The organism is Scandinavium manionii, assembly GCF_024764775.1.
Taxonomy (GTDB): domain Bacteria; phylum Pseudomonadota; class Gammaproteobacteria; order Enterobacterales; family Enterobacteriaceae; genus Scandinavium; species Scandinavium manionii.
Genome location: NZ_JALIGC010000039.1, coordinates 98,300 through 118,076, shown reverse-complemented (window position 1 = coordinate 118,076; position 19,777 = coordinate 98,300). Strand labels below are relative to the sequence as shown.

Below are 19,777 nucleotides of genomic sequence, written 5' to 3'. Positions count from 1 at the left end.
GAATGCATGGATCGGTCCCCATGTTTTGAAAGGCTCCCCGAATCCGTACCCATCATGGACGTCTCGTTTGAGCGCTCCCTGCTGCGTGCCGGCGTTCGTCCTGAAATTCTTGAAGCAGCGCGTGAAAGCTGCGAATTCGACGAAGTTATGGCGACATTTAAGCGCGAGCTGACTGGAATTATTGCCCGCCTTGACCTGGCCGACCAAATCGACAGCAAAAGGAATGCGGCATGAAACCTGGCATCTACTACGACATCACCAATGAGGAATACCACGCCGGGGACGGCGTGAGTAAGTCCCAACTGGACATGGTGGCCAAGAGCCCTGCTCTTCTGAAGTGGCAGAAGTCGGCCCCGGTTGATACCGAAAAGTTGAAGGCATTGGATATGGGCACCGCCCTGCACTGCTTGCTGCTGGAGCCAGAAGAATTCGATAAACGTTTCATCGTGGCACCGCAATTCAACCGTCGCACTACCGCCGGTAAAGAGGATGAAGCTTCGTTCCTTCGCGACGTTGAAGACATGGGAATGACTGTGATGGATGCCGAGCAAGGCCGGAAGCTTCAACTGATGCGCGACAGCGCCATGGCGCACCCGGCGGCACGCTGGATGCTGGAAGCGCCAGGGCAGTGTGAAGCGTCGGCTTACTGGGAAGATGAGGAAACTGGCGAGTTATGCCGTTTCCGCCCAGACAAATGGCTGCGCGATCACAACGCCCTTGTTGACGTGAAGAAGGTTGCCGACATGGATCGCTTCTCGCGTCACATCGAAGAATTCCGCTATCACGTCCAGGACGCTATGTACCGCGAAGGTGCGCTGCGCGTTACCGGGCATCCACACGGATTCTTTTTCATCGCAGTGAGCGAAACCATCGACTGCGGTCGATACCCGGTTCGCGTGTTCGAACTGGATGCCGCCGATGTAGACGCGGGGCACGCACTGTTCCGCCGGGATCTGAATACCTATCACCAGTGCCGGGTCAGTGATGACTGGGGCGGAGTGGAAATGATTAAGCGCCCTGAGTGGGCACGCAAACAGGACATGTACGTATGAGCAACGATATCGCAGTAACCCAGCAGCCAGGCGCAACCGTCGGCACCGCGGCAGCAATCTTCAGCCCTGAAGGCATGAATCAACTGGTGCGCTTCGCGGAACTGATGGCGCAGAGCAAAGCCACAGTCCCGGCGCACCTGGCCGGAAAACCTTCCGACTGTCTGGCCGTCACCATGCAGGCGGCACAGTGGGGCATGAACCCGTTCGCCGTTGCCCAAAAAACTCACGTGGTAAATGGCACGCTGGGCTACGAGGCGCAACTGGTTAACGCAGTGGTGTCCTCATCCAATCTTCTGGCGACCCGCCTGAATTATCGCTGGGATGGCGACTGGTCGAAAGTTAGCGGAAAGACGGATAAGTCACCGGTTCTTACCGTCACGGTTTGGGCAACGCTGAAAGGCGAGGCAGAACCTCGCACGCTGACCATCAGCATGCAACAGGCTGGGGTGCGCAACTCTCCGCTTTGGGAGCAGGATCCGCGCCAGCAGCTGGCTTACCTGTGCGTTAAACGCTGGGCCAGACTGCACGCACCGGATGTACTGCTTGGCGTATACACCCCTGATGAATTGCAAGAGACATCGCCGCGCGTTGAGCGTGACATTACGCCACCAGCAAGTACCGGTGCCGGAATGAACAAGATGATTAACTCGAAGCCTGAACAGCAGCAGGAAGAGCGCGGCAAAAAATCAGATGAGCGCGAGCCAGAAGAAATCCTGTCTGCATTCACTGACGCGGCGATGGGCTACAACACCGTTGACGCTCTGGATAACGCATACAAATACGTTGCCAAAAAACTCGCCAATGATGATGACCGACTGGAAAGAGCCACCGACGTTTATAACATCCGTCGAGATGAATTGAACGAAATCCCAGTTTAAAACCACCGCGGCGCCGGGCGCGCCGCAACTGCAACTTGAGAGGTAAATATGAAAGGTGCATTTGGCAAAAAGGAACTCCTGGCGGTGGTGCCACTGTCCTGGAGCACGATTGACCGCATGGAGCGTAGCGGAGAATTCCCTCAGCGTTTCTGGATTACGGACCGCCGTTGCGCGTGGAACTCCGAAGAGGTTGAGCGCTGGCTTGATCAGCGCCAGGCAAAAAGCACAACGGCGTACACCGGAAAAAAGCCGCCGGTCGAAATGCGGTCTTACCGCCCGGTGAGTAACGCCGCGTGATGTCGCTGACGCGGCATATCGGTAAATGGTCAGGCTGGTACAGTTGCCTGGCCGCTATCGGCGCCTGGCTGTTCCTGCTGGCGCTCATTGCAACAGAGGGCTGGATACGATGAAAGGTCTTTCAAGAGCGGAACGGTACCGCCAGAACTATGTTCCGCTACGCAGATCCGAGAAGGTCGTGGCGGAGACTGCGGCAGCGCTGGAGATTGAAACCCGTGCCGTGGAGCGTGAAGGTCGCGGGCAATACCGCATTGCCGCCCGTCTGTGGCTGGAATGTATGGATGCCGCAAAAGGTGAAGTTGAGCGCGCACGTATCGCGGTACGGCGCAATCAGTGTATAGCGCGGGGTAATGGCCTGCGTCGTGGTGAATATTCCGGTATAGCAACCGGCTGCGGCGGGGTGGTTTATGAGTGATTACACTGGAAGCAACACACCTGCTGAACAGCGCGATTTATGGCGAACGCCACCGGCATTGTTTTCCGCTCTCAACGCCGAGTTTTGTTTTCAACTTGATGCGGCTGCTGCCAAACATAACGCGTTGTGCAGGCGGTTCATCACCGCCGAGCAAAACACGTTGATCACGCCATGGTATGAGCACATGACCGTGCCAGGTTACGTATGGCTAAATCCACCATATAGCGATATAACTCCATTCGTGAAAAAGGCAGCAGCAGAGAGCCTGAATCAGATCGGCACTGTAATGTTAATCCCGGCAGACACCTCCGTCGGTTGGTTCCGTGAAGCTATCGAGACTGCCAGCGAAGTTCGCCTTATCACCGCTGGTCGGCTGGCATTTATCAATCCGCTAACTGGGAAACCGGTCAGCGGAAATAATAAAGGGTCTATGCTTCTGATCTGGCGTCCATATCCGCGTACGCACTGTGCATTTTCGACAGTTGATCGAGATGAATTGATGGCGTTCGGAAACAAACTGCTGGCGCGCAGGGAGGCCGCTTAATCCTTTCCTTCCATCCACTTCTCAAACTTTGACGGGGAGAACGGCACCAGATCGGTGTGATCCCCGTTAATCCAGGAATCAACCATATCGGCCCACTGCTGCAACATGTATGCGCGCTGTCGCGAATATTCTGCTTTGTTGTACACCGAGCGAACCCCCTTCTGCTCATGCGCCAGCGCCTTTTCAATCCAGTCAGACGGATACCCGGCCTCATGAAGCAACGTGCTGGCTGTGCGGCGCAGGTCATGCACGGAAAACGGTTCAAGGTTTTGCCCGGACTCCTGCGCAGCGTCAACAGTAGCGTTGATCAGCCTGTTCAGTGCGCCATTTGATAACGGCTTGCTTACTGAATACCGGCCCGGCAGCAGGAATTCACTTCCACCAGCACACATCTGCAACCCGATCATTAAATCCTGCGCCTGTCGTGGTAGATAAATCACGTGGGGCCTGCTGCCTTTCATCCGGTCTGCCGGTATCGTCCATGCCCATTTTTTAAAATCGACCTCAGACCACACGGCATTGATAAATTCGTTTTTGCGAACCATTGTCAGCAGCACCAACTTCAACGCCAGTTTCATCGTGGCCATCGCCCCGACTTTATCCATCGCTCTGAAGAATACACCGATCTCTTCAGGTTGCAGGGCGCGCTCACGCGGCTTGAACAAAGCGATCGATGATGGCTTGATGTCAGCAGCCGGGTTGAACAGTCCGTGTCCACGGTCATTTGCATGACGGTATACGCTGCTGATTATCTCCCGGGCCTGTACAGCCGTCGCCCTCCCGCCACGCTCAACGATTCGATCGCACAGGTCGCGAACCGTGGCAGTGTTTATCTCAGCCATCAACTTATTCGCCAATACTGGAAGTATGTCTCGGTCGAGAACGGCCTGCTTCATGGCTCGCGTACTGTCAGCCAGGATGATGTACTTCATGTAACTGTCGGTATGTACCGCGAATGTCTCAGCCCCGCGGATCTTTTTAATACCGTCACGCTTTGCCGCAGCTGGCGACTGGCCTGCCTTGAGCAGCTTTTTGGCGGATATCAGTTCGTCGCGCGCTTCCGCCAGGGTGATACCGTCACGCCCGTACTGACCAATCACCAGCGTTTCCCGGCGGCCATTGATGCGATAGTCGTACCGGAACGAGACAGAGCCTGACGTGAGCACGGCGACGTACAGGCCGTCACGGTCAGATACTTTGTAGAGTTTGTCCTGAGGCTTCAGGTTTTTGAGTTTGGTATCGGTAAGCAAAATTCACCCGTTCGGCATCCATGTTTTTGACGGTATGAGAGTATACCTTTAGGGTAATACCGTCACGCATACCGACGAAAAATATGAGATAGAGTGAATAGACATGAGTAGATATAAACAAAAACCCTCTGCGAATACAGAGGGTTAATGATGAAACTGAATAGATATGATGTGCTATGAACTAGCTATACATCATTCCCACTCAATCGTTGCTGGCGGCTTACCGCTGATGTCATACACCACGCGGGAAATACCGTTCACTTCGTTGATGATGCGATTGGAGACGCGACCGAGGAAATCGTACGGCAGGTGCGCCCAGTGCGCAGTCATAAAGTCGATGGTTTCGACCGCACGCAGGGAGACTACCCAGTCGTATTTACGGCCATCGCCCATCACGCCGACGGAACGGACCGGCAGGAACACGGTGAATGCCTGGCTGACTTTGTTGTACAGGTCAGCTTTGTGCAGCTCTTCGATGAAGATAGCGTCCGCACGACGCAGCAGGTCGCAGTACTCTTTCTTCACTTCGCCCAGCACGCGCACGCCGAGGCCTGGCCCCGGGAACGGGTGGCGGTACAGCATGTCGTACGGCAGACCCAGTTCCAGACCGATTTTGCGCACTTCATCTTTGAACAGTTCACGCAGCGGTTCAACCAGGCCCATCTTCATCTCTTTCGGCAGGCCGCCCACGTTGTGGTGAGATTTGATGACGTGTGCTTTACCGGTCGCGGAGGCGGCGGATTCAATCACGTCAGGGTAGATAGTCCCCTGCGCCAGCCATTTCACGTCTTCGAGCTTCAACGCTTCTTCATCGAATACTTCGACAAACACGCGGCCGATAATTTTACGTTTCGCTTCCGGATCGTTTTCGCCCGCCAGCGCGCTCAGGAAGCGCTCTTCGCCTTCCACGTGCACGATGTTCAGACCGAAATGATCGCCGAACATATCCAGCACCTGCTGAGATTCATTCAGGCGTAGCAAACCGTTGTCGACGAACACACAGGTCAGATTTTTACCGATAGCGCGGTGCAGTAGCATCGCGGTTACGGAAGAATCGACGCCGCCGGACAGGCCGAGGATCACTTTGTCGTCGCCAACCTGCTGTCGAATACGCTCAACCGCATCTTCGATGATTTTTGCTGATGTCCACAGAGCTTCACACTGGCAAATATCGAGCACGAAACGCTCCAGCATACGCAGGCCCTGACGGGTGTGCGTCACTTCCGGGTGGAACTGCACGCCGTAGAAGCGTTTTTCTTCGTTAGCCATAATGGCAAACGGGCAGGTTTCGGTGCTGGCAACGGTCACGAAATCAGACGGGATGGCGGTCACTTTGTCGCCGTGGCTCATCCATACATCGAGGAGTGGCTTGCCTTCTGCGGTCAGGGCGTCTTCGATGCCACGAACCAGCGCGCTATCAGTTCTGACTTCTACCTGCGCGTAGCCAAACTCACGTTCGTTAGAGCCTTCAACGTGGCCGCCGAGCTGCATCGCCATGGTCTGCATGCCGTAGCACACGCCGAGAACCGGGACGCCTGCTTCGAAGACGTACTCTGGCGCGCGCGGGCTGTTGTCTTCAGTGGTGCTTTCCGGGCCGCCGGACAGGATGATACCGCTCGGATTGAACTCACGAATTTGTGCTTCGGTAACGTCCCAGGCCCACAGTTCACAATATACGCCCAGCTCGCGCACGCGGCGTGCAACCAGTTGAGTGTACTGAGAACCGAAATCGAGGATAAGAATGCGATGTTTATGAATATTGTCGGTCATTGACGGTAATTCCAGGGCAAGTGAAACAAAATCAAAGCGCCCGGCATAAGCCGGGCGCGGGAAATAATCAAGAACCCATGCGGTAGTTCGGGGATTCCTTGGTGATGGTCACGTCATGTACGTGACTTTCCTGAATGCCCGCCCCGCTGATGCGTACGAATTCAGCCTTGGTACGCAGCGCGTCGATGGTACCACAGCCGGTCAGGCCCATACAGGAGCGCAGGCCGCCCATCTGCTGGTGAATGATCTCTTTCAGGCGACCTTTGTACGCCACGCGACCTTCGATACCTTCCGGCACCAGTTTGTCGGCAGCGTTATCGCTCTGGAAGTAACGGTCTGAGGAGCCTTTTGACATCGCGCCCAGAGAGCCCATACCACGGTAAGATTTGTAAGAACGGCCCTGGTAAAGTTCGATTTCACCCGGAGATTCTTCGGTACCCGCCAGCATAGAACCGACCATGACTGCGCTTGCACCCGCAGCGATGGCTTTGGCGATGTCACCGGAGAAACGGATGCCGCCATCGGCGATAACCGGAATGCCCAGGCCTTCCAGCGCTTCAACCGCGTCAGAAACGGCAGTGATTTGCGGGACACCTACGCCGGTCACGATACGGGTAGTACAGATAGAGCCAGGACCGATACCCACTTTCACCGCGCTCACGCCCGCGTCAGCCAGGGCTCGGGCGCCTGCACCCGTAGCCACGTTACCGCCGATGATTTGCAGGTCTGGGTATTTCGCGCGAGTTTCACGAATGCGTTGCAGAACGCCTTCGGAATGGCCGTGAGAGGAGTCAATCAGCAGAACGTCAACGCCCGCGGCAACCAGTGCATCAACGCGCTCTTCGTTACCGGCACCAGCGCCAACGGCCGCACCCACACGCAGACGACCATGCTCGTCTTTACACGCATTCGGTTTACGTTCGGCTTTCTGGAAATCTTTTACGGTGATCATGCCAATCAGGTGGAAATTCGCATCAACAACCAGCGCTTTTTCCACACGTTTTTCATGCATTTTACCGAACACGACGTCACGAGCTTCGCCTTCACGTACGGTGACCAGACGCTCTTTCGGCGTCATGTACACACTGACCGGCTGGCTGAGGTCGGTCACGAAACGCACGTCACGGCCAGTGATGATACCGACCAGTTCGTTGGTTTCAGTCACGACCGGGTAACCGGCAAAACCGTTACGCGCGGTCAGCTCTTTTACTTCGGCCAGCGTGGTGGTTGGCAAAACGGATTGTGGGTCAGAAACCACGCCGGACTCGTATTTCTTCACGAGGCGAACTTCTTCCGCCTGACGCTCGATAGACATGTTTTTGTGAATAAACCCGATGCCACCTTCCTGAGCCAGGGCAATTGCCAGGCGCGCTTCCGTCACGGTGTCCATTGCTGCGGAGAGCATAGGAATGTTCAGGCGAATGGATTTCGTTAAATGCGTGCTGAGATCAGCAGTATTCGGCAGAACGGTGGAATGAGCGGGAACGAGGAGGACGTCGTCAAACGTCAGTGCTTCTTTGGCGATACGTAGCATGGGCAATATCTCTACCTGAAGGTTAATAAATATTGCCGTGGCATTATACAGAGCGTAATCGGTTGCATCTACACTTTTTTGCAAAAAATGCTTGCGATCGCACCTGAGCAAGTTACTATCGACTGAATAACCTGCTGATTTAGAATTTGATCTCGCTCACATGTTGCCTTCTCAATCCCCCGCAATTTTTACCGTTAGCCGCCTGAATCAGTCGGTTCGTCTGCTGCTGGAACGAGAAATGGGCCAAGTGTGGATCAGCGGTGAAATCTCCAACTTTTCTCAGCCCTCTTCCGGGCACTGGTATTTTACCCTCAAAGACGACAACGCCCAGGTGCGCTGTGCGATGTTCCGCAACAGCAATCGCCGGGTCACGTTTCGTCCGCAGCACGGCCAGCAGGTTTTAGTTCGCGCGAACATCACACTGTACGAACCACGCGGTGACTACCAGATTATCGTCGAAAGCATGCAGCCTGCGGGCGAAGGGCTTTTGCAGCAAAAATACGAGCAGCTTAAAGCACTGCTGTCCGCGGAAGGCCTGTTCGATCAGCAATTCAAGCAGCCTTTGCCAACGCCTGCACACTGCGTCGGGGTGATTACCTCGAAAAGCGGTGCCGCATTGCACGACATCCTTCACGTCCTCAAACGTCGCGATCCGTCGCTGCCGGTGGTGATTTATCCCACATCGGTTCAGGGTGACGATGCGCCGGGTCAGATTGTCCGCGCCATTGAACTGGCGAACCAGCGTGAAGAGTGTGACGTGCTGATTGTCGGGCGCGGCGGCGGTTCGCTGGAAGATTTGTGGAGTTTCAACGACGAACGCGTGGCGCGGGCGATTTTTGCCAGCCGCATTCCGGTGGTCAGCGCCGTCGGGCATGAAACCGATGTCACTATCGCCGATTTCGTGGCGGATTTACGCGCACCGACGCCGTCTGCTGCCGCCGAAATGGTCAGCCGCAATCAGCAAGAACTGCTGCGCCAGGTACAGTCGGCCCAACAGCGGCTGGAAATGGCGATGGATTATTTCATCGCTAACCGCAACCGCCGCTTCAGCCAGCTTCAGCATCGTCTGCAACAGCAGCATCCGCAGCTGCGCCTCGCGCGTCAGCAAACGGTGCTCGACAGACTGCGCCAGCGCATGAGCTTTGCATTAGATAATCAGCTGAAAAAAACCACTCAGCGTCAGCAGCGAGTGATTCAGCGGCTGAATCAGCAAAATCCACAACCGCGAATTTATCGCGCGCAAACGCGTATTCAGCAACTGGAATATCGTCTGGCGCAGACGCTTCGTGCGCAACTCAGCACAACGCGTGAACGCTTTGGCAATGCGGTGACGCATCTTGAGGCCGTTAGCCCGTTGTCGACGTTAGCACGCGGTTATAGCGTGACGACCGCAGCCAACGGCAAGCTGGTCAAAAAGACCAAACAGCTGAATGCCGGAGACACACTGACAACGCGTCTGGAAGATGGAGTGGTAGAAAGTGAAGTCACTAAAATCACGCCAGTGAAGAAAACGCGGACGCGCAAAGCGAAACCGACTGAGTAAGCCCGATAAGCGAAGCGCCACCGGGCATTTCACGGTTTCTTATGGCGCGATGACCACAAACTCCACGCGCTTTTTCGAAATCAAACCATGGCCGTTCTGGCAAAAATAATCCACCGCACCGCAGGCTTTCAGCACGTCCAGCGGCTTATGGCATTCCGGGCACAGCGCCTGTAAGGCGAAATCTTGCTCACACTGCGAACAATGCGCGCTGCCGCCCTGCTGCTCCAGCGGCTCTTCACAAACCGGACACTTCAGTTCCATCGTTGGCTCCTTCGTCATACGGAAATCTTCAGGCCATTTTACCACAGGCCTCAATGCGAACCGCGCAGTTGCTGCTGTAACTGCAGCAGCGCCGTCACTTCTGCAATGCGGCGTTGGGTCAGTTGGCTGACCTGTTCAGGTGCGCGCGCGAATACGCTTTTAGCCCCGAGGATATGTCGCGCCAGGCAGCGATCGTACACCGGGCCTTCCATTTTCCAGCGCTGCACATTTTCGCCCTGCCACACTTCCAGCACTTCACCGGAACCGCGTCGGTCCTGGCTCAGAATGGTTCCGTTTCTCAAATGCAGGCGAACGCCTTTTTGCCCACCGGCTGGCCCCGCATATTTGTTCAGCCACATCTCCAGCGGAATGCCACACAGCTCACCCTGCAAATGCGCGCTACCTTCTGCGGTGGTGGTATCGCCCATCGCAATGGCGTTGCCCAAACGATCTTTGGCTTCGCACAGCGTCAGACTCAGGCGGTCGTTGGTACCAATAGCTGCCAGCGTTTCGTGCATCATCGCCAGCACGTGCGTGCCGATATCCACAATCACGCCATCAGGATGACGAAGCGTGCGAGTGTCAGGTTCGCCAGTGGCGAAATTCAGCGCAACCGGCTCACCTTTATCATTAAACCCGCTCGGCTCGAGCAGATACCCTTCGATTTTAACGATATCCGCAAGGGCTGAAATGGGGGCCGGCACCGTCGGATAATCCGCTTCCGGCATCCAGTCGCTTTCCGGCTTACCGCAAAGCAACTGCGTCACGCCGTCACGTGCCATCCAATGGTCCAGTGCGAGTACGCGGCTCACGTTTTCCGGCATCGCTAACAGTGTCTGAAGCCGGGCGAGATGTTCCAGCGTGGCGGCAACCGGCTTCTCCACCACGATGCGCGGCACCGCAGATTTCAGTACCTGTTCCAGCACCGGCAAATGCCACAGCGACCCGGTGGTGATGAACACCATCTCGGGTTGTGTCGCCAGCAGCGCATCGAGTGAATCGCAGCGGGTGATGCCCGCAGGCGCTCTGGACTCATCAATATCAAAACCGTAACAGTCCGTCAGCGGTACGTTGAGGCGCTTAAGCGCGGGTAGATACGCAGTGTCGATAACCGCGCCAAGACCAATGAAACCCATTTTCATCATAAACCTCAGAAACAAAAAAACCCGCCATCAGGCGGGTTAGTATCGGTACCGCGCCAGAAAAACGTTGGCGCTTACTTACCTTTTTTAATGTGTTTAATCAGACGCTTACGCTTACGCATCTGATTCGGCGTCAGGGTATTACGCTTGTTCGCGAACGGGTTTTCCCCTTCCTTGAACTGAATACGGATTGGCGTACCCATTACTTCCAGTGATTTACGGAAGTAGTTCATCAGGTAGCGCTTGTAGGAATCCGGCAGGTCTTTCACCTGATTACCGTGGATAACCACAATCGGCGGGTTATAACCCCCAGCGTGCGCATATTTCAGCTTCACGCGGCGACCGCGAACCAGAGGCGGCTGGTGATCTTCCGCAGCCATGTTCATGATGCGGGTCAGCATTGCGGTGCTCTGACGATGCGTTGAGCTGTCGTAAGCTTCGCGCACGGATTCGAACAGGTTGCCTACGCCGCTACCGTGCAGAGCTGAAATGAAGTGCACGCGGGCGAAATCGATGAAGCCCAGGCGGAAGTCGAGGGTCTCTTTGACCTGCTCTCTCACTTCGTTACTCAGGCCATCCCATTTGTTGACCACGATAACCAGTGAGCGCCCACTATTGAGGATGAAGCCGAGCAGCGAGAGGTCCTGGTCAGAAATGCCTTCACGGGCATCAATAACCAGCATAACCACGTTGGCGTCTTCAATCGCCTGTAGGGTTTTGATAACCGAGAATTTTTCTACGGTATCCGTAATTTTTCCGCGCTTACGCACCCCGGCGGTGTCGATGAGGATATATTCACGCTCATCACGTTCCATCGGGATGTAAATGCTGTCACGCGTGGTGCCAGGCATGTCGTAAACCACAACGCGGTCTTCACCGAGAATACGGTTAGTTAGCGTTGACTTACCGACGTTCGGACGACCAACGATAGCAAGTTTGATTGGCAGGCTGCGCGGGTCGAAGTCATCTTCCGGCTCTTCAATCGGTTCGCCATTCTGTTCTGCTTCGAACTGAGCCCAGTACAGGGCGTCTTCGTCGACTTCTTCAACCGGCGCGACTTCGTCCATAAATGGCAGCAGCGCGTGTTCAATCAGACTGGTAACGCCACGGCCGTGGGACGCAGCAATCGCGTGAATTTCACCGAGGCCGAGAGACCAGAAATCCGCGACCGCCTGATCCGGGTCGATACCGTCAGTTTTGTTAGCAACGAGGAACGTCGCCTTTTCGCGTGAACGCAGGTGTTTGGCGATACCTTCGTCCGCAGGCATCAGCCCGGCACGTGCATCAACCATAAACAACACGACATCAGCCTCTTCAATTGCCAGCAGCGACTGTTCCGCCATGCGCGTTTCCACGCCTTCTTCCGTGCCATCGATACCACCGGTATCGATACAGATAAACTCGCGGCCTTCCACTTCAGCACGACCGTACTTACGGTCACGAGTCAGACCCGGGAAATCCGCGACCAGCGCATCTCGCGTGCGCGTCAGACGGTTAAACAGCGTGGATTTTCCAACGTTAGGGCGCCCGACAAGCGCGACCACAGGTACCATGATAAATGCCTCTTAAATTCTAAAAACAGTAAAACGGCCCCTGCTAAAACAGGGGCCGTTTGCAATGCTGACTACGAACAGACTTAACGTGTAATGGAGTACAGCGTTCCGTCTTTCGCCTGGATCAGCAGTTGCCCATCGGCTACCACAGGATCGGTCAGGAATCCTGAGCTGTCCACTTCTTGCTGAGCAACGAAGCGGCCATCCTGCGGGTTAATCCAGTGCATGTAACCTTCACTGTCTGCGACGACCAGGCTGCCATTATACAGCACTGGAGACGTCAGCAGACGGTGTAATAGATCGCTCTGCGTCCACAGCGTCACACCACCATCGGTGCTGAGCGCCAGCAGACGGTCGTCCTGATCGACCAGATAAATACGGTTGCCGTCGACAACAAAATCATTCACCGAGCCCAGTTCACGTTTCCACATGATCTGGCCACTGCGCAGATCCAGCGCGGTCAGGTTGCCATTGTACGCGAGCGCGTAAACAACACCATCCACGATGACTGGCGTCGTATCCACGTCACTCAGACGATCGATTTCGGTCGGGCCAGTGGCCTGAGAAATACGCTGCTGCCAAATCAACTGGCCCTGCTGCATCAACACGGCGTTGACGCGGCCGTTATCGCCACCCACAATCGCTGCCCCAAACGCAGTCGCCGGAGCGGATTCGCCACGCAGAGAAAGCGCTGGCATGTCGAGGTTAACGGTCCATTTGATTGCGCCGTCGGTCTCGTTCAATGCCTGCAACTGACCGTTGCTGGTGTGGATAAGCACAACGCCGTCACTCACAACCGGACGGGACAGCGCTTCACCGGCAACGCCGGTTTGCCATGCCACGGTACCATCGCTGGTATTCAGAGCATAAACCTGTGCTTTCTCGGAGCCGACATACACGTGGCCGCCATTTACCGTCAGGCCGCCAGACAGCAGCGCCGGTAAGTGAGAGAACCAGCCGTCTTTCTCCGCCAGGTTCACAGACCATACTTCTTTCCCGCTTTCCGCGTGCAGTGCTTTCACGGTGCCTTTACGGTCTGCCGCGTACACTACGCTGTCGGCATACGCCGGGTGCAGGTTAGAGTAGAAATCGCCAATACCGCTACCTACGGACTCGCTCCAGGAGGTCGTCGGGGTAAACTGATTTTCAACCGTTGGCAGCGGGGACATTTTCACAACGTCTTCTTCGCTGTTAAACAGTGAACAACCGCTCAATAACGTAACAGACAGCAGTCCTGGCAAAAGTAATTTACGCAATTGCATCGGGTCCCTCTCAGATGGACAAATTATTCATTTTCATGCGCATCATTTCGCTGAGCGCCGGTGAAGCATCACTTTTTACGCCAGCTTCCCAGGCGGCACGAGCCCCCTGCTTATCGCCTTTGCTTAACAGGATTTCACCGCGTAAATCCGCGACGATTGCTGTCCAGCCTTCCCCTTTAATACCTTCAAGGGCTTTCAGTGCTGCATCAGGCTGTTTCATTTGCAGCTGGACGCGTGCCAGACGCATATTGATAACCGATTTCAGGTTATCGTCAGGCGCGGCTGCCAGTCCCAGTTGCAGTTGTTTTTCTGCTTTATCCAGCTGGTTCGCATCAACAAATTGCTGCGCCAGTTCCAGTGCGGCAAACGCACCGTAAGCATTTTTTTGATTCGCTGCGATATTTTCCACCGCGGCGTAGGTGTCAGGTTTGCCCGCTTTCAGGGTGCTCACGGCGCTTGCATAGGCCTGTGAGGTCTCGCGGGAATTGTTTTCCTGATGCGAAGACCAATAACGCCAGCCAACCAGCGCTCCAATCCCCAGTACAACACCCACTGCCAGCGCTTTGCCGTTCTCAGCAAAGAAAGTTTTAAGTGCGTCGACCTGTTCGTTATCGTTACTGTAGACTTCCACGCAGTTCTTCTCCTGAATAATAGTCCTGGGCAATTAGCCCAGCAGTGTGCGCAAATGCGCGGCAACGCTGTCCTGCGTTACAGTCGTCTGCTCACCTGAGCGCAAATCTTTTACCACCACATTGCGTTCAGTGACTTCAGATTCCCCCAATACCAGTGCGACGCGAGCGCCCCACTTATCGGCACGAGCAAACTGCTTCTTGAAGTTACCGCCACCGTGGTTGGTCATCAGTTTAATGGCCGGCAGTTCATCACGCAGCGCTTCAGCCAGACGCAATGCGGCGGTCTGAGTACCGGCGCCAGAGGCTACCAGGTATATATCGACAACGGGATCGGCTTTAAATTCCGGATTGACTGCCTGAACCAGTAAAACTAAACGCTCGAGACCCATCGCGAAGCCAACGGACGGCGTAGCGCGACCACCGAGCTGCTCGACTAAACCGTCGTAACGACCACCCGCGCAGACGGTGCCCTGAGAGCCCAGGCTGCTGGTAACCCATTCGAAAACGGTGCGGTTGTAGTAGTCGAGACCGCGAACCAGGCGCTGGTTTACGGTGTAGGCAATGCCCGCATCGTCCAGAAGCGCACAAAGACCGGCAAAGTGTTCGCGAGATTCTTCGTCGAGATAATCACCCAGTGCAGGCGCGTTATCGAGCAGCGCCTGAACGTCAGGATTCTTGGAATCCAGCACGCGCAGTGGGTTAGTGTACATGCGACGTTTGCAGTCTTCGTCGAGCTTATCTTTGAATTGCTCCAGATAGGCGACCAGCGCTTCGCGGTAATTCGCGCGCGCTTCCAACGAGCCGATAGAGTTCAGCTCAAGACGAACGTGTTCAGAAATGCCCAGCGCACGCCACCAGCGCGCGGTAAGGAGAATCAGCTCGGCGTCAATGTCCGGGCCCTGCAGGCCAAAGACTTCGCAACCCAGCTGATGGAACTGACGATAGCGCCCTTTCTGCGGACGCTCATGGCGGAACATCGGGCCGATGTACCACAGACGCTGTTCCTGATTGTACAGAAGACCATGCTCGATGCCGGCGCGTACGCAGCCCGCAGTCCCTTCCGGACGCAGCGTCAGGCTATCGCCGTTGCGGTCCTCAAAGGTATACATTTCTTTTTCAACGACGTCGGTCACTTCGCCGATCGCGCGTTTGAATAACGGGGTCTGCTCTACAATCGGCAAACGGATTTCGCTGTAACCGTAGCTGCCGAGCACCTGTTTCAGAGTGCCTTCAATGCGCTGCCAGAGAGCGGTTTCGCCCGGCAGGTAATCGTTCATGCCGCGAATGGCTTGAATGTTTTTTGCCACGTTTTTTCTCTTTATAGATACAAAAATGAACCCTGACGCCCGGAGCGCCTGCGGGTTCAATCATACACGGGAAGCGTGCTGCTTCCCAATACGTTATTTTGCTTCGACTTGCTGCACGTCGATACGACGCGCTTCGTCGAGAATGCTGGCCTTGGCGCGAATACGCGCTTCGAGCTGGCTAATCATATCGTCGTTGTCGAGACGGTCTTTACGCACGCCGTCTTCGTACAGGCCGCTTTTCTTATTCCCGCCGGTGACACCGAGGGTAGACACCAGCGCTTCACCCGGACCGTTCACCACGCAGCCGATGATCGAAACGTCCATCGGGGTAATGATGTCTTCCAGGCGCTGTTCCAGCGCATTCACGGTGCCGATCACATCAAATTCCTGACGCGAACAGGTCGGGCAGGCAATGAAGTTGATCCCGCGAGCGCGGATGCGCAGCGATTTAAGAATATCGAAACCGACTTTGATCTCTTCAAGCGGATCCGCCGCCAACGAAATACGCAGCGTGTCGCCGATCCCTTCAGAGAGCAGCAACCCAAGGCCAACGGCCGATTTAACCGCACCGGCACGTGCGCCGCCTGCTTCGGTGATCCCGAGGTGCAGAGGCTGATCGATTTGCTTCGCCAGCAGACGATAAGACTCTACGGCGAGGAACACATCGGAGGCTTTTACGCTGACTTTGAACTGATCGAAGTTCAGACGATCGAGGTGATCGACGTGACGCATGGCGGATTCAAGCAGCGCCTGCGGCGTCGGCTCGCCGTATTTTTCCTGCAGATCTTTTTCCAGCGATCCGGCGTTGACGCCGATGCGGATAGGAATGTTTTTATCGCGTGCGCAGTCAACAACCATGCGAATACGCTCTTCGCTGCCGATATTGCCGGGATTGATACGCAGACAGTCGACACCGTATTCGGCTACTTTTAGCGCGATTCGGTAATCAAAGTGAATATCGGCCACCAGCGGCACATTGACCTGCTGCTTGATAAGCTTGAATGCTTCGGCCGCATCCATGGTCGGCACCGACACGCGGACGATGTCCGCGCCGACGCGCTCAAGGGCTTTAATCTGGTTGACCGTGGCTTCCACATCGGTGGTGCGCGTGTTGGTCATGGACTGTACGGCGATGGGAGCACCATCGCCAACAGGCACGTTCCCAACGTAAATACGTGTTGATTTTCTACGTTGAATTGGAGCCTGGTTATGCATGAAAAATCTCCCGCGTGGCGCGTCTGTTACTGAGCCTGAGCCGGTGATTGTTCGGCATTCAGGGTCAGACGTGCAACCTGGTTTGTTCTGATAAAGCGGCTCAGATCGACAGGTTTACCCTGGAACTGAATTTGTACTGCCGCCGGAGCGCCGATTTTAAGCTTATACGGTGCCTGGCCTTCTAAATTGAGCGTACCGTCTTTGCGCTGTAATCCGCTGAACAGTTTTTTACCGGTAGAGTCGGTCACTTCCAGCCAGCAGTCGGCGTTGAAGTTCATCACCAGCGCATTCGGGCTCGCCGTTGGCGTAACCGCAGCCTGATCGGTTGGCAGTGGTGCAGCCGGCGTTGCAGGGTTGGCGGCCGTCGCGGTGTTATCCACGTTTGCCTGAGATGGCGAAACCACGGCGTTGTTCTGTGCGTCAGGCGCTGTTTGCGCTGGCGTGGTCTGTGCCGTTGCGGCTGGCGCATTGGCATCAGCGGCAGGAGCGGGTTGCGAATTGTTTGCCGTTGCGTCAGGGGCCTGACTCTGTGCACCGCTGGTATCCAGCGGGACATTCTGACTGTTGCTGCTGTCGTTAGCGTTCAGTTCAGCGCTGGACTGATCCGCCATCGTCGAAATCTCTTCCTGCTGCGCTTTGTGGTTTTGCCACCACCAGGCACCGGTCAGGCCGATAACAACAAACAGAACCAGCCAGGTGAAGCTCATCAGCCAACCGTCGCGTTTCTTACGACGTTTGCCTAAAGACATGTTCTGCATTGGGGCCATTTTCGCGACGCGAACAGGCACCTCTTTTGCCAGAATGGGCAAAAGCTCTTCTTCAGGAATGTGAACAAGACGGGCATAGGAACGGATGTAGCCACGCAGGAATGTTGAAGCGAGTGAGGCTGGCGCCTTGTCGTCTTCAATATCGCGAACCGTGGAAACCTTCAGGCATAAGCGTTCAGCGACGGCTTGCTGGCTGAGTCCGAGTTGTTCACGGGCGTTACGCAGGCGCGTCCCCGTGCTTTGTGCTGCTTGTGGGTCTTGAGTGGCTTCAGTATTCATTCGCTACAGCTGCTGCTACGTAAATTTAAGGTTCTGGTGGCGGAAAACACCGCACCGCGAAACATCTCATGCCCGTCATCCGACAGACAGTATTAACACGTTAGGCTAACCTTTTAAACGTAAGGCTAACCTGTTGTTGCCCCGCTACATACTGCCTCAAACCAGGCAGAAACGCACCGTAATTATTAACCGGATCAGTGCGTTTCGTTTATTCCTTAAACATTTTAGACTCCGCGCAGAAAAATGTGCGCGGAGTACAGTCTATCAGACTGCTTTCACCGCAATCGGTTCACCCTGCATGCGTTTGCGCATGGTACGTTTGGTACGGTCGATAACATCACCGGCCAGCTGTCCGCAGGCGGCATCAATGTCATCTCCGCGAGTTTTACGCACGATGGTCGTGAAACCGTAGCCCATCAGAACTTTTGAGAAACGATCAATTCGGCTATTAGAGCTGCGGCCATACGGCGCCCCCGGGAACGGGTTCCATGGAATCAGGTTAATCTTACATGGGGTATCTTTCAGCAGTTCCGCCAGCTGATGCGCGTGATCCGTTTCGTCGTTGACGTGGTCGAGCATCACATACTCAATGGTCACACGGCCCTGGTTCGCGTTGGATTTTTCCAGATAGCGGCGCACGGCACCAAGGAACGTTTCGATATTGTACTTTTTGTTAATCGGTACAATTTCGTCACGAATTTCATCGTTTGGTGCGTGCAGGGAGATAGCCAACGCAACGTCAATCATGTCGCCAAGCTTCTCAAGCGCAGGCACCACGCCAGACGTGGAGAGCGTAACGCGGCGTTTGGACAGGCCGAAACCGAAGTCATCGAGCATGATTTCCATCGCCGGAACGACGTTATTCAGATTGAGCAGTGGCTCACCCATGCCCATCATCACCACGTTGGTAATTGGACGCACGCCGGTCTTTTTCTGCGCGCCGATAATTTTCGCAGCACGCCAGACCTGACCAATAATTTCGGACACGCGCAGGTTACGGTTAAAGCCCTGCTGCGCGGTAGAACAGAATTTACATTCCAGCGCACACCCAACCTGAGAAGAAACGCACAGCGTGGCGCGGTCATCTTCCGGGATATACACCGTTTCAACGCGCTGATCGCCCACGGCGATAGCCCATTTGATCGTACCGTCTGAGGAACGCTGCTCTTCCACCACTTCCGGGGCGCGAATTTCAGCGACGTCTTTCAGCTTATTACGCAGGACTTTATTGATGTCGGTCATCTCATCAAAGTCATCGCAGCAATAGTGATACAACCACTTCATCACCTGATCGGCGCGGAAAGGTTTTTCACCTAAATTATTGAAAAACTCACGCATCTGCTGACGGTTTAAATCCAGCAGGTTGATTTTGGCATCTTGATTGGGAACCGTCAGTGAGACGTTTTCAGGTGTGACAATTTGTTCAGACATAGTGTATTCCGGCCTCGTTATTACACGTTATGGCCCCTGGAGGGTTGAAAAAGAAACGCCCCGGCGAGCAATCTGCTCTTCCGGGGGCGTTGCATTGTACAAATTTTGGCGCACGGATGCCACGTTTGCACGCGGCATTTACGAAATTATTAACGCGTACGGGAACAGACTTCGCCTTCTGCGAAGAAGTACGCGATTTCACGCTGTGCGGACTCAACGGAGTCAGAACCGTGGGTGCCGTTTTCGGTGAAGCTGTCAGCGTAGTCTGCGCGCAGGGTGCCGGCCAGTGCGTTTGCCGGGTTGGTTGCGCCCATCAGGTCACGGTGACGCTGTACGGCGTTTTCGCTTTCCAGTACGGAAACCACGATTGGACCGGAGGTCATGAACTCAACCAGGCCGTCAAAGAAAGGTTTGCCATCGTGTTCTGCGTAGAAGCCACGAGCCTGCTCAACGGTCAGGTGCAGCATTTTGGTACCGACAATTTTGAACCCTGCTGCTTCAAAGCGCGCAAAGATGTTGCCAATAACGTTTTTTGCCACCGCGTTAGGCTTGATGATGGAAAAAGTACGTTCAATAGCCATGATAACCTCTGTTTTCTGTTCTGTTGTTGTGCATTCGGGCGAATACCTGGCGCGCATTATAGTG

General features: G+C 55.1%; 20 protein-coding genes. 7 read left to right on the top strand and 13 right to left on the bottom strand.

Annotated elements, in window-relative coordinates; all coding sequences use genetic code 11:
- The first annotated feature begins 54 nt into the window (after positions 1–54).
- The 6 genes from MUU51_RS15025 (at position 55) to MUU51_RS15000 (ending at position 3,186) form a co-directional block, all read left to right on the top strand.
- Positions 55–234 (top strand): hypothetical protein, encoded by a 180-nt coding sequence (locus MUU51_RS15025; protein ID WP_258968047.1) that lies wholly within the window; start codon positions 55–57, stop codon positions 232–234.
- A complete protein-coding gene (locus MUU51_RS15020) occupies positions 231–1,052 on the top strand; it encodes a PD-(D/E)XK nuclease-like domain-containing protein (protein ID WP_258968046.1) in 822 nt (273 codons plus the stop codon). Before MUU51_RS15025 ends, MUU51_RS15020 begins: the two co-directional genes overlap by 4 nt.
- Positions 1,049–1,930, top strand: coding sequence for a RecT family recombinase (locus MUU51_RS15015; RefSeq protein ID WP_258968045.1), 882 nt, complete (start codon positions 1,049–1,051; stop codon positions 1,928–1,930). Before MUU51_RS15020 ends, MUU51_RS15015 begins: the two co-directional genes overlap by 4 nt.
- A gap of 48 nt (positions 1,931–1,978) precedes the next feature.
- Positions 1,979–2,227: a helix-turn-helix transcriptional regulator gene (locus MUU51_RS15010; RefSeq protein ID WP_133460555.1), complete on the top strand. Its 249-nt coding sequence runs from the start codon at positions 1,979–1,981 to the stop codon at positions 2,225–2,227.
- Between the two features lie 109 nt (positions 2,228–2,336).
- Positions 2,337–2,642, top strand: a complete 306-nt coding sequence (locus MUU51_RS15005) for a PerC family transcriptional regulator (RefSeq protein WP_133460556.1) — start codon at positions 2,337–2,339, stop codon at positions 2,640–2,642.
- Positions 2,635–3,186 carry a phage N-6-adenine-methyltransferase gene (locus MUU51_RS15000; protein WP_258968044.1) on the top strand — a complete coding sequence of 184 codons (552 nt, stop codon included), beginning with the start codon at positions 2,635–2,637 and terminating at the stop codon, positions 3,184–3,186. The genes MUU51_RS15005 and MUU51_RS15000 overlap by 8 nt, the downstream gene beginning before the upstream one ends.
- Here the strand turns inward: MUU51_RS15000 and MUU51_RS14995 are convergent.
- The 3 genes from MUU51_RS14995 to guaB form a co-directional block, all read right to left on the bottom strand.
- Entirely contained in the window at positions 3,183–4,436 is a 1,254-nt protein-coding gene (locus MUU51_RS14995) for a tyrosine-type recombinase/integrase (protein WP_258968043.1), read from the bottom strand. The two genes, MUU51_RS15000 and MUU51_RS14995, sit on opposite strands and share 4 nt — an antisense overlap.
- Positions 4,437–4,628: 192 nt before the next feature.
- Positions 4,629–6,206: a glutamine-hydrolyzing GMP synthase gene (gene guaA / locus MUU51_RS14990; RefSeq protein WP_110508957.1), complete on the bottom strand. Its 1,578-nt coding sequence runs from the start codon at positions 6,204–6,206 to the stop codon at positions 4,629–4,631.
- A gap of 67 nt (positions 6,207–6,273) precedes the next feature.
- Positions 6,274–7,740, bottom strand: a complete 1,467-nt coding sequence (gene guaB, locus MUU51_RS14985) for an IMP dehydrogenase (RefSeq protein WP_159464390.1) — start codon at positions 7,738–7,740, stop codon at positions 6,274–6,276.
- A gap of 160 nt (positions 7,741–7,900) precedes the next feature.
- Between guaB and xseA the strand changes: the two genes are divergently transcribed.
- Positions 7,901–9,283 (top strand): exodeoxyribonuclease VII large subunit, encoded by a 1,383-nt coding sequence (gene xseA, locus MUU51_RS14980; RefSeq protein ID WP_258968042.1) that lies wholly within the window; start codon positions 7,901–7,903, stop codon positions 9,281–9,283.
- Between the two features lie 39 nt (positions 9,284–9,322).
- Here xseA and MUU51_RS14975 read toward each other — a convergent pair whose 3' ends face one another.
- The 10 genes from MUU51_RS14975 to ndk all read right to left on the bottom strand — a co-directional run bounded on the left by MUU51_RS14975 (position 9,323) and on the right by ndk (position 19,713).
- Positions 9,323–9,544, bottom strand: coding sequence for a zinc ribbon domain-containing protein (locus tag MUU51_RS14975; protein ID WP_159776205.1), 222 nt, complete (start codon positions 9,542–9,544; stop codon positions 9,323–9,325).
- Positions 9,545–9,594: 50 nt separating this feature from the next.
- Positions 9,595–10,686, bottom strand: coding sequence for a Gfo/Idh/MocA family oxidoreductase (locus MUU51_RS14970; RefSeq protein WP_258968246.1), 1,092 nt, complete (start codon positions 10,684–10,686; stop codon positions 9,595–9,597).
- A gap of 74 nt (positions 10,687–10,760) precedes the next feature.
- On the bottom strand, positions 10,761–12,239 hold the full coding sequence (gene der, locus MUU51_RS14965; RefSeq protein WP_159776208.1) for a ribosome biogenesis GTPase Der: 1,479 nt from the start codon (positions 12,237–12,239) through the stop codon (positions 10,761–10,763).
- A gap of 83 nt (positions 12,240–12,322) precedes the next feature.
- Positions 12,323–13,501 carry an outer membrane protein assembly factor BamB gene (bamB, locus tag MUU51_RS14960; protein WP_159776211.1) on the bottom strand — a complete coding sequence of 393 codons (1,179 nt, stop codon included), beginning with the start codon at positions 13,499–13,501 and terminating at the stop codon, positions 12,323–12,325.
- Positions 13,502–13,511: 10 nt separating this feature from the next.
- On the bottom strand, positions 13,512–14,132 hold the full coding sequence (locus MUU51_RS14955; protein WP_159776214.1) for a YfgM family protein: 621 nt from the start codon (positions 14,130–14,132) through the stop codon (positions 13,512–13,514).
- 33 nt (positions 14,133–14,165) lie between these two features.
- On the bottom strand, positions 14,166–15,440 hold the full coding sequence (gene hisS / locus MUU51_RS14950) for a histidine--tRNA ligase (RefSeq protein ID WP_159776216.1): 1,275 nt from the start codon (positions 15,438–15,440) through the stop codon (positions 14,166–14,168).
- Positions 15,441–15,533: 93 nt separating this feature from the next.
- Entirely contained in the window at positions 15,534–16,655 is a 1,122-nt protein-coding gene (gene ispG, locus MUU51_RS14945) for a flavodoxin-dependent (E)-4-hydroxy-3-methylbut-2-enyl-diphosphate synthase (protein ID WP_110508939.1), read from the bottom strand.
- A gap of 26 nt (positions 16,656–16,681) precedes the next feature.
- Entirely contained in the window at positions 16,682–17,701 is a 1,020-nt protein-coding gene (gene rodZ / locus MUU51_RS14940) for a cytoskeleton protein RodZ (protein WP_159776218.1), read from the bottom strand.
- A gap of 264 nt (positions 17,702–17,965) precedes the next feature.
- The gene (gene rlmN, locus MUU51_RS14935; RefSeq protein ID WP_159776220.1) at positions 17,966–19,132 is read right to left on the bottom strand and encodes a dual-specificity RNA methyltransferase RlmN; all 1,167 of its coding nucleotides are present in this window, start codon (positions 19,130–19,132) and stop codon (positions 17,966–17,968) included.
- Positions 19,133–19,281: 149 nt separating this feature from the next.
- On the bottom strand, positions 19,282–19,713 hold the full coding sequence (gene ndk, locus MUU51_RS14930; RefSeq protein WP_159776223.1) for a nucleoside-diphosphate kinase: 432 nt from the start codon (positions 19,711–19,713) through the stop codon (positions 19,282–19,284).
- Between the last annotated feature and the right edge of the window lie 64 nt (positions 19,714–19,777).

Bases quoted from the DNA above. Each gene is read 5' to 3' on its own strand.
- MUU51_RS15025 (WP_258968047.1), top strand. From the start codon at position 55: ATGGACGTCTCGTTTGAGCGCTCCCTGCTGCGTGCCGGCGTTCGTCCT.
- guaB (WP_159464390.1), bottom strand. From the start codon at position 7,740: ATGCTACGTATCGCCAAAGAAGCACTGACGTTTGACGACGTCCTCCTC.
- guaA (WP_110508957.1), bottom strand. From the start codon at position 6,206: ATGACCGACAATATTCATAAACATCGCATTCTTATCCTCGATTTCGGT.
- bamB (WP_159776211.1), bottom strand. From the start codon at position 13,501: ATGCAATTGCGTAAATTACTTTTGCCAGGACTGCTGTCTGTTACGTTA.
- rodZ (WP_159776218.1), bottom strand. From the start codon at position 17,701: ATGAATACTGAAGCCACTCAAGACCCACAAGCAGCACAAAGCACGGGG.
- ndk (WP_159776223.1), bottom strand. From the start codon at position 19,713: ATGGCTATTGAACGTACTTTTTCCATCATCAAGCCTAACGCGGTGGCA.
- MUU51_RS14970 (WP_258968246.1), bottom strand. From the start codon at position 10,686: ATGAAAATGGGTTTCATTGGTCTTGGCGCGGTTATCGACACTGCGTAT.
- xseA (WP_258968042.1), top strand. From the start codon at position 7,901: ATGTTGCCTTCTCAATCCCCCGCAATTTTTACCGTTAGCCGCCTGAAT.
- MUU51_RS14975 (WP_159776205.1), bottom strand. From the start codon at position 9,544: ATGGAACTGAAGTGTCCGGTTTGTGAAGAGCCGCTGGAGCAGCAGGGC.
- MUU51_RS15000 (WP_258968044.1), top strand. From the start codon at position 2,635: ATGAGTGATTACACTGGAAGCAACACACCTGCTGAACAGCGCGATTTA.
- rlmN (WP_159776220.1), bottom strand. From the start codon at position 19,132: ATGTCTGAACAAATTGTCACACCTGAAAACGTCTCACTGACGGTTCCC.
- ispG (WP_110508939.1), bottom strand. From the start codon at position 16,655: ATGCATAACCAGGCTCCAATTCAACGTAGAAAATCAACACGTATTTAC.
- MUU51_RS15015 (WP_258968045.1), top strand. From the start codon at position 1,049: ATGAGCAACGATATCGCAGTAACCCAGCAGCCAGGCGCAACCGTCGGC.
- MUU51_RS15020 (WP_258968046.1), top strand. From the start codon at position 231: ATGAAACCTGGCATCTACTACGACATCACCAATGAGGAATACCACGCC.
- MUU51_RS15010 (WP_133460555.1), top strand. From the start codon at position 1,979: ATGAAAGGTGCATTTGGCAAAAAGGAACTCCTGGCGGTGGTGCCACTG.
- MUU51_RS15005 (WP_133460556.1), top strand. From the start codon at position 2,337: ATGAAAGGTCTTTCAAGAGCGGAACGGTACCGCCAGAACTATGTTCCG.
- der (WP_159776208.1), bottom strand. From the start codon at position 12,239: ATGGTACCTGTGGTCGCGCTTGTCGGGCGCCCTAACGTTGGAAAATCC.